Origin of the sequence: Microbacterium testaceum, from assembly GCF_006539145.1 — a bacterium.
GTDB classification, from domain to species: domain Bacteria; phylum Actinomycetota; class Actinomycetes; order Actinomycetales; family Microbacteriaceae; genus Microbacterium; species Microbacterium testaceum.
In genome coordinates this window covers 40,921-54,582 of the sequence record NZ_BJML01000003.1, presented here as the reverse complement: position 1 = coordinate 54,582, position 13,662 = coordinate 40,921, and the positions used below count along the sequence as shown (strand labels likewise).

Here is a 13,662-nt window from a genome sequence, read left to right as displayed (position 1 = left end):
TGTCAGACCGCTCCGTTCGCCGGGTGCCCGGCATCCGCGTAGGTTCCGACCAGGCGCACGGCCCCTCCGTCGACGCCCTTCGCTCCCTGTTCGTACTCGCCCTCGGGGCGAGCGCCCTCGCGGACGACGCCGACCTGCCAGGTGGCGATGCCATCGGCCTGCAGCGCGGCGGTCGCGGCATCCGCGATCTCGGGCGAGACGACGGCGAGGAAGCCGATGCCGAGGTTCCACGTGCCCTCGGTCGCCGTGAGCTCGAGTCCACCCATGTCGGCGAGGACGCGGAACACCGGCGCGGGGCTCCACGTCGAACGGTCCACATCGACCCAGCTCTGCTGCGGGAGCACGCGCGCGAGGTTCGCGGCGATACCGCCGCCCGTCACGTGGCTGAGCGAGTGGATGCCACTGCCCACCGCCGCGTCGTCGAGCAGACGCAGCAGCGGCGAGGTGTACAGGCGCGTGGGCTCGAGCAGCGCTTCGCCCCACGTGCTACCGAGCTCCGCGGAGGCCGCGCCGTAGGCGATCCCCGCGCCGGTGATGATGTGGCGCACGAGCGAATAGCCGTTGGAGTGCAGGCCGCTCGAGGCGAGGGCCAGCACCACGTCTCCCGCGCGGACGCGGTCGGCACCGAGCACGCGATCGGCCTCGACGACACCGGTCGCCGCTCCCGCGACGTCGTAGTCGTCGATGCCGAGCAGACCCGGGTGCTCGGCGGTCTCGCCGCCGACGAGCGCGGTGCCGGTCATGGCGCAACCGCGCGCGATGCCCGCGACGATGTCGGCGATGCGCGGGGGCACGACCTTGCCGCACGCGATGTAGTCGGTCATGAAGAGGGGACGTGCACCGACCACGACGATGTCGTCGACGACCATGCCGACGAGGTCTTCACCGATGGTGTCGTGCTTGTCGATGGCCTGCGCGATCGCGACCTTCGTACCGACACCGTCGGTGCTGGTCGCGAGCAGGGGGCGCGCGTAGTCGCGGAGCGCGGAGGCGTCGAAGAGACCGGCGAAACCGCCCACCCCACCGAGCACCTCGGGCCCGTGCGTACGACGCACGGCCGACTTCATCAGTTCGACGGCGAGATCTCCGGCGGCGGTATCGACGCCTGCGGCGGAGTATGGGTTTTCGTGGGGAGCGGAAGCCACCGCAACAGACTACCCGGGGCGGACAGGCGCGGGCACCGCACCCCGCGTGACCCTTTCAGAACACAGGGAAGCGTCCCTGGGCGGGGGAACGGAGGAGATCGCCCCGCGGGAGGGCTTTCGAGGCCGAATCTTTCCTCCCTGCGCGGAATCTCCTCCCCTCGCGCACGCCTCGCGCGGGCGTGGCGGTTGCCGGCCGACCCCGAGGGCTTCGGTTACGGAAGGAGATTCCGTGACGGGAGGAACTCGAGACGCGCACCCGCCCTCCCTTCGCGGGTTCTCCTCCCGACGCCCCGCCCGCGGCACGTCAGCGAGCTCGATGCAGCCCCTGCGCGATGGCGTGGACGACGAGCTGCTGCACGGAGGGCCAGTCCTCGACCACCTGCCGGTAGCCGACGCGGATGACGTGATAGCCGTTGAGCATCAGCCGAGCGTCGTGCCGGATGTCGGCCTCTCTCTGTGCGCCCACGTGGTGAGCACCGTCGACCTGAACCACAAGTCGTTCTCCGATCAGCAGATCGACGCGATGACCGAGGATCCACGCTTGCGGCGTGAGGCGCTCCCCCAGCCATCGCAGCCGGACGATGAGGAAGGTCTCCAGACCCGAGTCGGCGAGAGGAGTGGCGAGGTCCGGGAGCGCCCTGCCTCGGCCTGTCAGCCGGTACCGCCGCATCTCGTCCAGCGTCACGAGCTTCTTGTTCAGCGCCGAGTCCCAGACGGCGAGGGCCTGCTCCGTCGGCAGGCATTTGCTGACGACGCCCAGGATGTTGACGACACCATCGACGAGATCCTCGGGATGCCGCGGCATCAGCGGCGTGCACCGGTGCACGCGAGTGCCCTCTGCCACCGTGATGCGACCCGCGTGGGGAGGGGCGGCGACATGCACCTCCTCGTGTTCCAGCACCCACAGCCCCAGCCGGTGGGCGGCCGTGCTGCACGTCAGCACCACACCGCTGCGTGCCGCCGCGACGAGGAACGCGTCGGCTTCGGGCAGCGCGAGCCACCTGCGACGGATACGGAGAACGGCGCCCGCGCGAACGGCCGCCCCGACGGTACCGGCGGAGAAACCCTCCCGTTGCACACGGGCGGAGGCCGCCACCCCGCCGAGAGCACGAAGGCGAGTGACGAGCCCATCGAGGCGGAGCGCGGAATCGACCATCGCGCCATCGTGCCCGGTTGACGGCGTGCGATCGGCGGATCGCGCGACGCGCTGTGGACAACGGGGATGTGGAGGAAGTACGAGCACGCGCACCGGGGCTGACGACGGGAGGAGATTCAGCGACGGGAGGACGGACCGGGCGCCTGGCATCCTCCCGTCCGGAGTTCTCCTCCCGCGACCTCCCGCGGCGCGCGCACCCGGCCACCCGCGACGCACCCCCGGCCCGACGCAAGACCCACCCCTACGTCACTCCCGCTCCCTACAATGGCGCCATGACGGGCGGTCAGCCGGAGTGGGTGATCCGCGAGGACGCGGCGCAATCGGTGCTCGTCGCGCTCTACCTGCGCCAGGTCCTCGGCATCCGGTCTCCCGACGAGCTCCCCGCCCTGCGGCGCGTGCCGCCCCCGTGGGTGGATGAGCGGACGGATGCCGCGCACGCGCAGCTCGAACGCGAGTGGCGCGAGTACTGGGCGATGACGGTGGAGCCCCAGGCGCACCCCTCGCCCGTGCCCCTCGAACTGATCGACGGTTTCGAGACGCTCGTCACCCTGCCGGTCGACGGCTCGGAGACCCTGCGCGCAGCCATCGGCGCGCACGCCGACGACGCCGTCGATTTCGCGCGGCTCGCGAACGATCGCTATACGCGCGAGACCACCGCCCGGCCCGGGGTCTCGTACCGCGCGTATGCGAGCGCGATCGCCGCGCACGAGCGGGCCGTGGGGCGACGCGCTCACTCGTTCGAGCTGAACGTGCAGGTGCTTCCGCTGGCTCAGCGAGGCGTGTGGTGGATCGGCTCGCTCACCGTGGCGGTGACCGACGGCCTGCGCGGCGACGTCGCGGCCTTCGACACCGCGATCCACCCGATCATCGCCGAACTGGCCTGATCGACGAGCTGCGCGTCAGATGCCGTGCTGCTCGTGCTCGACGGTGACCTGGCGAGTACGACCGCCGACGGTGCGCTCGAAGATCAGGGCGACGATCGCCCCCACCGCGACGCCCAGCACCACGAAGATCAGGGCCGTGAACCCGAAGACCTGCATCTGCGAGTAGACGACCTGCGTGTACGGGCTGATGTCGGAACCGTCGATGAAGACGGTGAGCAGAAGGGCGATCAGGATGCCGGCGAACGCCCCGGCTCCCAGGAACACGCCGTACTTCGGGGCGCGACGAACCGTCAGCGTCTGTCGCTCGTCGCTTGAGGAAGACGGTCGTTCGGGGGCGGGCTGCTCGGCCATACGACCATTGTCCCACCGCTGGCGGATCGGCGGGGCGGGAATGCGCGGGCGTCGAGATACCGGATCAGCCGGCGGGCGGAGCGGTGGACCGGCGGACGATGAGCTCGGAGGGGAGCACGGTGTCGGCGATCGGCGCCGACCCGGCCATGGACTGCAGCAGCAGGTCGACGGCGAGCGCTCCGGAGCGGGCGATGGGCATGCGCACCGTCGTCAGGCTGGGCGTGACCGCACCGGCGAGGTCGATGTCGTCGATCCCGACGATGCTGACGTCGTCGGGGCACGCGCGCCCGAGCTCGGCCATCCCGGCCTCGAGGCCCAGAGCCACGAGGTCGTTGTACGCGATCACGGCGGTGGCCCCGGTCGCGACGGCAGCCGCCGAGGCCGCTCGACCACCCTGGATCGACGCGGCGTTGTGGCTGAGGCGCGAGAGCCGGATGCCGAAGCGCCGGCAGGCCCGCTCGACGGCACCGGCGCGCTGCTCGTCCGCCCACGAGCCGTGCGGGCCCGAGGCGTAGGCGATGTGGGAGTGACCGAGCGCGGAGAGATGCTCGACAGCCTGGACGGGTCCGCGCTCCGCGTCCATGACGACGCAGACCGCTCCGTCGAGCACGCGGTTGACGACGACGTGCGGAGTGTCGCCGACGAGTGCGAGAACGTCGCGCTCGGGAAGGCGCGGTGAGCAGAGGAGGACTCCGTCGGTGCGCGCGGCGAGTTCGATGCTCTCGCGCTCGCGGTGGAGATCCTCGTCGGCGTCGAACAGCACGATGCGGTGACGACCGTGCCACGCCTGCGCCTGGATGGCCTTGAGCAGCGTCGCGTATACGGGGTTGGCGGCATCCGGGACGATCACCGCGATCGTGCGGGTGGCGACGGTCGCCTGCGGCGCCGTGTACCCCAGCTCGACGGCGGCGCGGCGAACGCGGTCGAGGGTGGCGGGGGCCAGGCGGTCGGGCTCGCCGAACGCGCGCGACGCGGTCGCGATCGAGACGCCCGCGTGCTTGGCCACCTCGGTGAGATTCGCCGCCATGTTCACCCCTGTCCGTGACGTTCCATCATCGCGCATCCGTAGATGTAAACACTTGACAAGTTTGTACAACGCTTGAAAACTGCTTACATGCTGATCATCGACGATCTCCCCCGGTCGACCACCGCCGCGCCGTCGGGAACCCGCTCATGAGCGCACGGCTGCAGCGCGGCACCGCGAACGCGACCGTCACCCCGGGCGGAGCCGGCATCCTGCACCTGGGCCTCGGAAGCTTCCACCGCGCCCACCAAGCGGTCTACACCGCGGCCGCCCTGCGTGCCGAAGGCGGGGACTGGGGCATCGTCGGGGTCGCCTCGCGCTCGCACCGTGTCGTCGACGCTCTGCACGCCCAAGACCACCTGTACGCCGTCGCCACGATCTCACCCGAGGGCACGTCGCTGGTCGTCCCCGGCGTGCACACCGACTCGTACGTCGCCGCCGACGAGCCGGCCCGGGTCGTGGACGACCTCGCCGATCCGCGGATCCGCATCGCGACGCTGACCGTCACCGAGAACGGCTACAGCTACTCCAACGCCACCCAGCACCTCGACGTCACCGACCCGATCGTGGCGAGCGATCTGCGCGGGGGCGACCCGCGCTCGACCATCGGGCAGCTCGCTCGCGGGCTCCAGCGCCGCGCCGCCGCGGGCGGTGCGCCGATCTCGATCCTCAGCTGCGACAACCTGCTCTCGAACGGATCGCACACCGAGAAGCTCGTGCGCGACTTCGTGCGGGAGCTTCCGGATGCCGAGGGCGCCGACGTCCTCGCCTACCTCGACCGGGCCGTGACCTTCCCCTCGAGCATGGTCGACCGCATCGTCCCCTCGACGACGCCGGAGCTCACCGAGCGCGTCACCGCCCTGCTGGGCGCGCGCGACGACATCCCCGTGCCCGCCGAGCCGTTCACGATGTGGGCGATCGAAGACCGCTTCGCCGGGGGACGTCCCGCCTGGGAGGCCGGCGGCGCCGTCTTCACCGACGAGGTGGGCGCCTTCGAGCAGCTGAAGGTGCGGCTGCTCAACGGCACGCACTCCCTCATCGCGTACCTGGGTGCGTTGCGCGGGGCAGCGACCATCCCGGATGCCATCTCTTTGCCCGACGTGGAGTCCGCCGCAGCGGCCATCCTGCGCCAGGAGTACGAGCCCTCGGTGACGGCACCGGCGGGCGTCGACATCGCACAGTACAAACGCGACCTGTTCTCGCGCTGGGGCAACAGCGCCCTCGGACACCGCACCAGCCAGGTGGGTTCGGATGGTTCGGTCAAGCTCGGACAGCGCATCCCCGGACCTGTGCTCCACGCGCTCGAGAACGGCGTCTTCCCCCACCTCATCGCCCTCACCGTGGCGGCCTACCTCGCCTGCGTCGCCCCTCCCGCGGGATTCGACCCGGGCCCGCACGCGGCCGCGATGACCGACCCGGCGCGCGAACGGCTGACCGCCGTCGCCACCCGCGATGGACGCGGCCTCGCCGCTCGGGCGATCGTCGACCTGCAGCTCTTCGGCGAAGAGCTCTCCCACCGCACCGCCTTCGTCGAGCGTGTCGGCGACCTCCTCGACACGATCGTCACGCGCGGCGTCGACCGCGCCATCGCCGACAGCCTGTCGGCATCCGACGCTCTGGCACCGACCACCCACTGACCACCCGGCGCCCCTCGGGCGCTTCGACACGAAGGAGACGCGATGAAGCTTCTCGCGATCCACGCCGCGGAGGACATCCGCTGGGAAGACCGACCGGACCCCGAACCCGGCGAGGGTCAAGTGCGCCTCCGCGTGCGCTATGTCGGAATCTGCGGATCCGACCTGCACTATTACTTCCACGGCAAGAACGGCGAGTACGCCGTCCGGGAACCCTTGACCCCCGGACACGAGCTCTCGGCGGTCGTCGATCTCGACCCCTCGGGACGACTCGCCCCCGGGACGCCCGTGACGGTCCACCCCGCGCGTTTCGGCCCGTCGACGCCCGGCCTCGAAAAGCGTCCGCACCTGCGCGCGGGCGGCGACTACCTGGGCAGTGCCGCAGGGTTCCCCCACCGCCAGGGCGGGGCCGCCGAGCTCCTCGTCGTCGAAGAGCACATGATCCGGGTGCTCCCCGAGGGACTGCCGCTCCAGCGCGCCGCGCTCGCCGAGCCCCTCGCGGTCGCCCTCCACGCGGTGGGCCTCGCGGGAGACCTCACCGGAAAACGCGCCCTCGTCATCGGCGCCGGTCCCATCGGGCTACTCACGATCGCGGCCGCCGTCCACGCGGGAGCCTCGGTCGTCGGTGCGAGCGACGTGCGGCCCGAGCCCCTGGAGCGTGCGCGCGAGCTCGGCGCGACCGAGACCTTCCTCGTGGGCACCGACGCGATCGATCCCGAGTCCTTCGACGTGGTCTTCGAGTGCTCCGGTGTCGGCGTGGCCCTGACCCAGGCCGTCCGTGCCGCCCGCCGAGCGGGCACCGTCGTCCAGGTCGGCATGCTCCCCGACGCCGAGATCGGCGTGAACCTCGCGCCGATGCTCGGCAAAGAGCTGACCCTGCGCGGCGCGTTCCGCTTCTCGACCGAGATCGACGACGCGATCGCCCTGCTGGCCTCCAGCACCGCCCTCGACGCGGTCGTCTCGCACGTCGTCCCCGCCTCCGACGCCGTGAGCGCGCTCGCCACGGCGCGGGACTCCTCGGCATCCGCCAAGGTCCTTCTCTCCCTCTGACACCCGACACATCATCACTACGAAGGAGTAATCCGATGAGCAGCTCTTCCGCCCCCGGCGTCGACGCCTCGACGCCGCCGCCCGTCGCCAAACGATCCGTCGGCGACCTCGCCCGCGCCGCGGTGTCGGGCTGGCTCGGCACCGCGCTGGAGTTCATGGACTTCCAGCTCTACTCGCTGGCCGCCGCCCTCGTCTTCAGCCAGATCTTCTTCGCCGGCGGCGACGCGGCCATGGCGGTCGTGCTGGCGATGGCGACCTACGGCGTGGGATACGTGGCCCGCCCGGTCGGTGCGTTCTTCTTCGCCCGTATCGGCGACAAGATCGGCCGCAAGCAGGTGCTGTTCTACACGATCCTGCTGATGGGCGCGGCGACCACGCTCATCGGCGTGCTGCCCACGTACGAGCAGGTCGGCATCCTCGCCCCGATCCTGCTGGTGGTCCTCCGCCTCGCGCAGGGCTTCGGCGCGGGAGCGGAGATCTCGGGCGCGGGCGTCATGCTCGCCGAATACGCGCCCGACAACCGTCGCGGAATCGTCGCCTCGCTCGTCGCGCTCGGCACCAACTGCGGAACGCTCTTCGCCTCGGGCATCTGGGCGATCCTGCTCGCCGTGATGATGGAGAGCGACGTCATCGCGTGGGGCTGGCGCATCCCCTTCATCGGCAGCGCCGTCATCATGCTCTTCGCCCTGTGGGTGCGTTTCAACCTCAAGGAGAGCCCCGTCTTCGAGGAGCGCACCGACGTCGTCGACGGAAAGGCGCTCTCGCGCGCCGAGCTGCACAAGGTCGCCACCGAGACGAACGACATCCGCACCCTCGAGTCGTTGCAGAAGAAGCCGCTGAAGGCCGTCCTCGTGTCGTTCCTGCTGCGCTTCGGTCAGGCCGGAAACTCCGGCATCGTGCAGACCTACCTCATCTCGTTCATCACGATCACCCTCGCGATCTCGAAAGAGGTCGGTCCCGAGATCGTCATCGTCTCGTCGCTGATCGGGTTCATCACGATCCCCCTCGTCGGTTTCCTCGGCGACAGGTTCGGCCGTCGCCGGATGTACATCGTGATGTCGGCGCTGTCGCTGCTGCTCATCGTTCCGACCCTGCTGCTGATCAACTCGCGCGAAGTGGGAGCGATCTTCGTCGGATACGCACTCATCCACAACATCTCGGTGCTGGGGCTGGCCTCGATGGAGAACATCTCGATCCCCGAGATCTTCGGCGCACGCAACCGCTACACGCTCACCGCCGTCGTCCGCGAGATCGCGGCCATCGTCGCCACGGGTATCGGTCCGGTCGTCGCCGCCGCGTGGGTGGCCGCGGCCACCGGCAGCATCGTGCCGGTCATGGTGCTCATGGGCGTCTTCACCGCCTCGGCACTGGTCGCCGCGATCGTCGCCCCCGAGTGGACCGGGCGCGATCTGCGCGATCCCCGTCCCGCGATGTGAACCCGCGGGGCGCTTCGCCCCGCACCCCGGGCGGGCTCGTGACGGCGAGTCCGCCCGGCATCCCGCTTCGTCGGTGAGTGCGATCCGCCATCGTGCGTGGCCCCGGGGTCACCCGAGACGCCCCGGGGCCACTTCGATCGCCCCACCCGGCCACGCGACGCACCCCCGCCCCGCCTCCCGCTTCGACAAGAAAGACCCCGTATGAGCATCGCCTCCGTCGACGTCATCGTCACCAGCCCCGGCCGCAACTTCGTCACCCTCAAGGTCACCACCAGCGACGGCATCGTCGGCTGGGGCGACGCCACGCTCAACGGCCGCGAGCTGTCCGTGGCGTCGTACCTCTCCGACCACCTCGCCTCGATGCTCATCGGGCGCGACGAGGACCGCATCGAAGACACCTGGCAGTACCTCTACCGGGGCGCGTACTGGCGCCGTGGGCCCGTGACGATGGCCGCGATCGCCGCCGTCGACATGGCCCTGTGGGACATCAAGGCGAAGAAGGCCGGGATGCCGCTGTACCAGCTGCTCGGCGGAGCCAGTCGCGACGGCGTGCGGGTCTACGCGCACGCCTCGGGCACCGACTTCGCGGCCCTCTCCAACGCGATCACCGGGTATCGCGAACTCGGCTTCACCGCCGTCCGCGTGCAGACCGGCGTCCCCGGCCTGGGGCAGATCTACGGTGTCTCGGCCGCCGGTCCGGGTGTGCGCTACGACTACGAACCGGCCAAGCGCTCGGGCGACCGCCCGGCCGAGGAGCAGTGGGACACCCGCCAGTACCTCACCCACATGCCCGGCGTTTTCGCGCAGATCCGGGAGGAGTTCGGCACCGACCTGCGCCTCTTGCACGACGGCCACCACCGCATGACCCCCATCGAGGCCGCGCGCTTCGCGAAGGACATCGAGCCCTACGACCTGTTCTGGCTCGAAGACGCCACCCCGGGCGAGGACCAGGCGGCGCTACGACTCATCCGACAGCACTCCACCACCCCGCTCGCGATCGGCGAGGTCTTCAATACCGTGTACGACTATCAGACGCTCATCACCGAACGCCTGATCGACTACGTGCGCTCCGCCGTGACCCACACCGGCGGTATCACGGCGATGAAGAAGATCCTCGACTTCGCCGCCATCTACGGCATCCGCTCCGGCATCCACGGTCCGACCGACATCTCGCCCGTCGGCATGGCCGCGGCGCTCCACCTCGACCTGGCGATCCACAACTTCGGCATCCAGGAGTACATGCCGCACAACGAGCAGACGCTCGAGGTGTTCCAGACGTCGTTCACCTTCGACCGGGGCTTCCTGCACCCGGGCGATCAGCCCGGCCTCGGCGTCGAGCTCGACGAAGAGGCCGCGAGCGCCTTCGAGTACACGAAGGCGTACCTGCCCGTGAACCGCCTGCTCGATGGGACCGTCCATGACTGGTGAGCTGCCCTTGCGCACCCTCTCGTCGAAGCTCGTCGTGGTCGCGCGGGCGTCGGCCGCCGCGGACTACGGGGCGGTGCTCGACGCCCTCGCCGAGGGCGGCATTCGCAGCGTCGAGGTGACGCTGACGACCCCGGGTACCTTCGACGCCTTCGCCTCGCTTCGCGCCGCGTTCGGCGACACGCTCGACCTCGGCATCGGCACCGTCACGACCCTCGGCCAGCTCGAGCGCGCGATCGAGGTGGGCGCCGACTACGTCGTGACGCCGATCACCTCCTCCGCGCTCGTGGAGCGGGCGGTGGATGCCGGCATACCGATCATCCCCGGCGGTCTCACCCCGACCGAGCTGTTCGCGTCCTGGTCGGCGGGCGCCTCGGCCGTGAAGGTGTTCCCGGCCGGTCAGGTCGGCCCCGGCTACCTGAAAGACCTGCGCGGGCCGTTCCCCGACATCGCCGTCGTCCCCTCGGGAGGAGTGGATGCCGACTCCGCGGCCGCCTGGCTCGCGGCGGGGGCCGTGGCGGTCAGCGTGGGCGGGCCCCTGCTCGGTGACGCCTTCCGTGGCGGCGACCTGGGCGCGCTGCGCGACCGGGCCGAGCGGTTCGTCGCGGTGTGCGCGGGTTCCGAACGCCCCGAGGGACAGTCCGCGTGACCCGCGTCGTCACGCTCGGCGAGACGATGGCGCTCGCCCGCACCACCGAGATCGGCTCGCTTCGCCACGCCGCGGGGCTCGCCCTGGGCATCGGCGGGGCGGAGAGCAACGTCGCCGTCGGCCTGCGCCGGCTGGGGGTCGACGTCTCGTGGCTGGGCCGCGTCGGCGACGATCCCCTGGGCGAGCGCATCGCGCGGGAGCTGCGCGCCGAGGGCCTCGACGTGCGCGCGATCGTCGACGGCGGAGCGCCGACGGGCCTCATGCTCAAGGAGCGTCCGTCGGCGGCATCCACCGCCGTGCACTACTACCGCCGCGGTTCGGCCGGCTCACGCCTCTCGCCGAGCGATGTCCCCCCGGAGTGGATCGAAGAAGCGGACCTGCTGCACGTGACCGGCATCACACCACTGCTCTCCGACACCGCACGCGCTATGGTGCTCACGGCCGTCGAGCGCGCCAACGGCGCCGGCATCACGGTGAGCTTCGACGTGAACTACCGCTCGGCCCTCGCGAGCCCCGCCGTCGCGGGCCCCATCCTGCGCGAGATCGCCGAGCGCGCGACCATCGTGTTCGGCGGGCTCGAGGAGTTCGCGCTGATGACCCCGGATGCCGCGGAGTCGCTCCTCGATGCGGGAGTGGCGCACGTGGTGGTCAAGCGCGGTCCCGACGGTGCGGCCGTCGTCACCGCCGACGGCTCCACCGAAGCCCCGGGTTTCGCCATCGACCCGTTGGACACCGTCGGTGCGGGCGACGCCTTCGTCTCGGGGTACCTCAGTGCCCACCTCGACGGTCTGGACATCGCCGCGGCGCTCGTCCGCGCCAACGCGTGCGGGGCCATGGCCTGTCTCGTGCCGGGCGACTGGGAGGCTGCCCCCACCCGACGCGACCTGGAGCGGTTCCTGGCCGGCGGCGGGGATCCCGTCCGGCGCTGACGCGGGGCGCGGGGGCGGGGCGGCGGGGGCGCGGCCGGCGAGGTCACGTGATCTCGTCGAGATCGCGGCACATGGCGTGTGCTGTGGCCGAGATCACGTGATCTGGCTGAGCGCCCGGCGGCACCCCCGCCTACGGCCGCAGCGGCAGCAGCGCGCTGAGGTCGGCGCGGACGCCCGAGGCGACGATGCGGCCGGCGGTCACGGCATCCGCCCAGTGCTCCTCGCCCGTGGCGACGGCGATCCAGGTCGCGGCGTCGGTCTCGACCACGTTCGGAGGCGTCCCGCGCGTGTGCCTCGGGCCCTCGATCACCTGGACCGCGCCGAACGGCGGCACGCGCATCTCGACCGAGTTGCCGGGGGCCTTCTCGACCAGCAGTTGCAGCAGATACCGCACGGCTGTGGCGGTCGCGGGGCGCGGGGCGTCTCCGGCGGCGACGGCGGCGAGGGCGGCGCGGCCGTCTCCGGTCTCGATACGGCGGGGAGGCATGGCATCCACGCTACCCGCGGGTCGACGCGGGGTCGGCGTCTCGCTGCTCGCGAAGGACCTCAGCGATCGCGCACCCTCCTCGGCATCCCGCCGCAGTGAACGGGGGTCGTGCAGTCGGCTGAGGATGCGCGCTTGCGCGCGGCGGCGCGAAAGGCGCGACCCCCGCGCTCGGTAGGCTGGCCGCGTGAGAATCCTGGTCCTCGGTTCGGGCGCGCGCGAGCACGCCATCATCCTCGCCCTGCGCTCCGAAGAAGAGTCGCACGCGATCTTCGCCGCCCCCGGCAACGCGGGCATCGCTCGCGAAGCGCACCTGGTCGACCTCGACCCGATGGATCCCACCGCGGTCCTGACCTTCGCGAAGAGCGAGGCCATCGACCTCGTCGTCGTCGGCCCCGAGGCACCCCTGGTCGCCGGAGTCGCCGACCCGCTGCGCGCCCACGGCATCCCGGTGTTCGGCCCGGGCAAGGCCGCAGCCCAGCTCGAGGGCTCGAAGACGTACGCCAAGCGGATCATGGATGCCGCGGGCGTCCCCACCGGCGGATCGGTGCGCGCGCACGACGTCGCCACCGTCGAGGCCGCCCTCGACCGGTTCGGCGCCCCCCATGTCGTCAAGGCCGACGGCCTGGCAGCGGGCAAGGGCGTCATCGTGACCTCCGACCGCGCTGCGGCTCTCGCCCACGCCGAGAGCTACCTGCCCAGCGGCGCGGTGCTGATCGAGGAGTTCCTCTCGGGCCCCGAGGTCTCGCTGTTCTTCCTCAGCGACGGCGACCACGTCGCCCCGCTCAGCCCGGCCCAGGACTTCAAGCGTCTGCGCGACGGCGACGAGGGCCCCAACACCGGCGGCATGGGCGCGTACTCCCCGCTTCCGTGGCTGACGGAGCGCTTCGGCGGAGAGGACGAGTTCGTCGCGCAGGTCACCCGCGACATCGCCGAGCCCGTCATCCGGCAGATGGATGCCGAGGGCACCCCGTTCATCGGGCTGCTCTACGCCGGGCTCATCCTCACCGAGCAGGGCGTGAAGGTCATCGAGTTCAACGCCCGCTTCGGCGACCCCGAGACCCAGGTGGTGCTCCCCCGCCTCATCGATCCCCTGTCCCGCCTTCTGCTGGCGGCGGCTTCGGGCACGCTCGAGGATCAGCCGCGTCCCGCCTTCGCCGAGGCGACCGCGGTCACCGTCGTGCTCGCGAGCGAGGGCTATCCCGAGGCCCCCCTCACCGGTCGTGTGCTGACCGGGATCGACGAGGCCGAAGAGGTCGACGGCGTCCACGTCGCCCACGCCGCCACGGCACGACGTGACGGCGACCTCGTCGCGACGGGTGGGCGTGTGCTCAGCGTCGTCGCCACCGGCTCCACGTTCGGCGAGGCGCGCGAGGCGGCCTACGCCGGACTCGAGCGCATCGGCCTCGAGGGCGGGCAGTACCGCACCGACATCGCCGCGCGGGTGGCGCAGGCCTGAGCTTCGCCCCGCGCTGCGGGAGCGGAGGAGATCACG

At 71.3% G+C, this 13,662-nt stretch carries 13 protein-coding genes; 8 read left to right on the top strand and 5 right to left on the bottom strand.

Annotated features, from left to right (window positions below; genetic code table 11):
- Positions 1–2: 2 nt before the first annotated feature.
- Together purM and MTE01_RS06570 are read right to left on the bottom strand one after the other, a co-directional pair.
- On the bottom strand, positions 3–1,145 hold the full coding sequence (purM, locus tag MTE01_RS06575; RefSeq protein WP_103206937.1) for a phosphoribosylformylglycinamidine cyclo-ligase: 1,143 nt from the start codon (positions 1,143–1,145) through the stop codon (positions 3–5).
- A gap of 304 nt (positions 1,146–1,449) precedes the next feature.
- Positions 1,450–2,301 carry an endonuclease domain-containing protein gene (locus MTE01_RS06570; protein ID WP_141376445.1) on the bottom strand — a complete coding sequence of 284 codons (852 nt, stop codon included), beginning with the start codon at positions 2,299–2,301 and terminating at the stop codon, positions 1,450–1,452.
- Between the two features lie 272 nt (positions 2,302–2,573).
- Here MTE01_RS06570 and MTE01_RS06565 point away from each other — a divergent pair, with 272 nt between their 5' ends.
- Positions 2,574–3,185, top strand: coding sequence for a zinc-binding alcohol dehydrogenase (locus MTE01_RS06565; protein WP_141376443.1), 612 nt, complete (start codon positions 2,574–2,576; stop codon positions 3,183–3,185).
- 15 nt (positions 3,186–3,200) lie between these two features.
- Here MTE01_RS06565 and MTE01_RS06560 read toward each other — a convergent pair whose 3' ends face one another.
- Entirely contained in the window at positions 3,201–3,536 is a 336-nt protein-coding gene (locus MTE01_RS06560) for a potassium transporter Trk (protein ID WP_141376441.1), read from the bottom strand.
- A 64-nt stretch (positions 3,537–3,600) separates the two neighbouring features.
- A complete protein-coding gene (locus tag MTE01_RS06555; RefSeq protein ID WP_141376439.1) occupies positions 3,601–4,563 on the bottom strand; it encodes a LacI family DNA-binding transcriptional regulator in 963 nt (320 codons plus the stop codon).
- Positions 4,564–4,709: 146 nt separating this feature from the next.
- On the opposite strand from MTE01_RS06555, the gene MTE01_RS06550 reads away from it, so the two are divergent.
- The 6 genes from MTE01_RS06550 (at position 4,710) to MTE01_RS06525 (ending at position 11,683) form a co-directional block, all read left to right on the top strand.
- Positions 4,710–6,197, top strand: a complete 1,488-nt coding sequence (locus MTE01_RS06550) for a mannitol dehydrogenase family protein (RefSeq protein WP_141376437.1) — start codon at positions 4,710–4,712, stop codon at positions 6,195–6,197.
- Between the two features lie 42 nt (positions 6,198–6,239).
- Entirely contained in the window at positions 6,240–7,244 is a 1,005-nt protein-coding gene (locus MTE01_RS06545) for an L-idonate 5-dehydrogenase (RefSeq protein WP_141376435.1), read from the top strand.
- A gap of 35 nt (positions 7,245–7,279) precedes the next feature.
- Positions 7,280–8,680: an MFS transporter gene (locus tag MTE01_RS06540; RefSeq protein WP_103206944.1), complete on the top strand. Its 1,401-nt coding sequence runs from the start codon at positions 7,280–7,282 to the stop codon at positions 8,678–8,680.
- A gap of 201 nt (positions 8,681–8,881) precedes the next feature.
- Entirely contained in the window at positions 8,882–10,108 is a 1,227-nt protein-coding gene (manD, locus tag MTE01_RS06535) for a D-mannonate dehydratase ManD (RefSeq protein WP_103206945.1), read from the top strand.
- The gene (locus MTE01_RS06530) at positions 10,098–10,754 is read left to right on the top strand and encodes a bifunctional 4-hydroxy-2-oxoglutarate aldolase/2-dehydro-3-deoxy-phosphogluconate aldolase (protein ID WP_141376433.1); all 657 of its coding nucleotides are present in this window, start codon (positions 10,098–10,100) and stop codon (positions 10,752–10,754) included. Before manD ends, MTE01_RS06530 begins: the two co-directional genes overlap by 11 nt.
- Positions 10,751–11,683: a sugar kinase gene (locus MTE01_RS06525; protein WP_141376431.1), complete on the top strand. Its 933-nt coding sequence runs from the start codon at positions 10,751–10,753 to the stop codon at positions 11,681–11,683. The genes MTE01_RS06530 and MTE01_RS06525 overlap by 4 nt, the downstream gene beginning before the upstream one ends.
- 130 nt (positions 11,684–11,813) lie before the next feature.
- On the opposite strand, the gene MTE01_RS06520 is transcribed toward MTE01_RS06525, so the two are convergent.
- The gene (locus MTE01_RS06520; RefSeq protein ID WP_103206948.1) at positions 11,814–12,170 is read right to left on the bottom strand and encodes a sterol carrier family protein; all 357 of its coding nucleotides are present in this window, start codon (positions 12,168–12,170) and stop codon (positions 11,814–11,816) included.
- 184 nt (positions 12,171–12,354) lie between these two features.
- Between MTE01_RS06520 and purD the strand changes: the two genes are divergently transcribed.
- On the top strand, positions 12,355–13,626 hold the full coding sequence (purD, locus tag MTE01_RS06515; RefSeq protein ID WP_141376429.1) for a phosphoribosylamine--glycine ligase: 1,272 nt from the start codon (positions 12,355–12,357) through the stop codon (positions 13,624–13,626).
- Positions 13,627–13,662: the final 36 nt, after the last annotated feature.

Excerpts from the sequence above, each read along its gene's own strand:
- MTE01_RS06545 (WP_141376435.1), top strand. The coding sequence starts at position 6,240 with ATGAAGCTTCTCGCGATCCACGCCGCGGAGGACATCCGCTGGGAAGAC.
- MTE01_RS06550 (WP_141376437.1), top strand. The coding sequence starts at position 4,710 with ATGAGCGCACGGCTGCAGCGCGGCACCGCGAACGCGACCGTCACCCCG.
- MTE01_RS06540 (WP_103206944.1), top strand. The coding sequence starts at position 7,280 with ATGAGCAGCTCTTCCGCCCCCGGCGTCGACGCCTCGACGCCGCCGCCC.
- MTE01_RS06570 (WP_141376445.1), bottom strand. The coding sequence starts at position 2,301 with ATGGTCGATTCCGCGCTCCGCCTCGATGGGCTCGTCACTCGCCTTCGT.
- manD (WP_103206945.1), top strand. The coding sequence starts at position 8,882 with ATGAGCATCGCCTCCGTCGACGTCATCGTCACCAGCCCCGGCCGCAAC.
- MTE01_RS06565 (WP_141376443.1), top strand. The coding sequence starts at position 2,574 with ATGACGGGCGGTCAGCCGGAGTGGGTGATCCGCGAGGACGCGGCGCAA.
- MTE01_RS06530 (WP_141376433.1), top strand. The coding sequence starts at position 10,098 with ATGACTGGTGAGCTGCCCTTGCGCACCCTCTCGTCGAAGCTCGTCGTG.
- MTE01_RS06520 (WP_103206948.1), bottom strand. The coding sequence starts at position 12,170 with ATGCCTCCCCGCCGTATCGAGACCGGAGACGGCCGCGCCGCCCTCGCC.
- MTE01_RS06560 (WP_141376441.1), bottom strand. The coding sequence starts at position 3,536 with ATGGCCGAGCAGCCCGCCCCCGAACGACCGTCTTCCTCAAGCGACGAG.
- MTE01_RS06555 (WP_141376439.1), bottom strand. The coding sequence starts at position 4,563 with ATGGCGGCGAATCTCACCGAGGTGGCCAAGCACGCGGGCGTCTCGATC.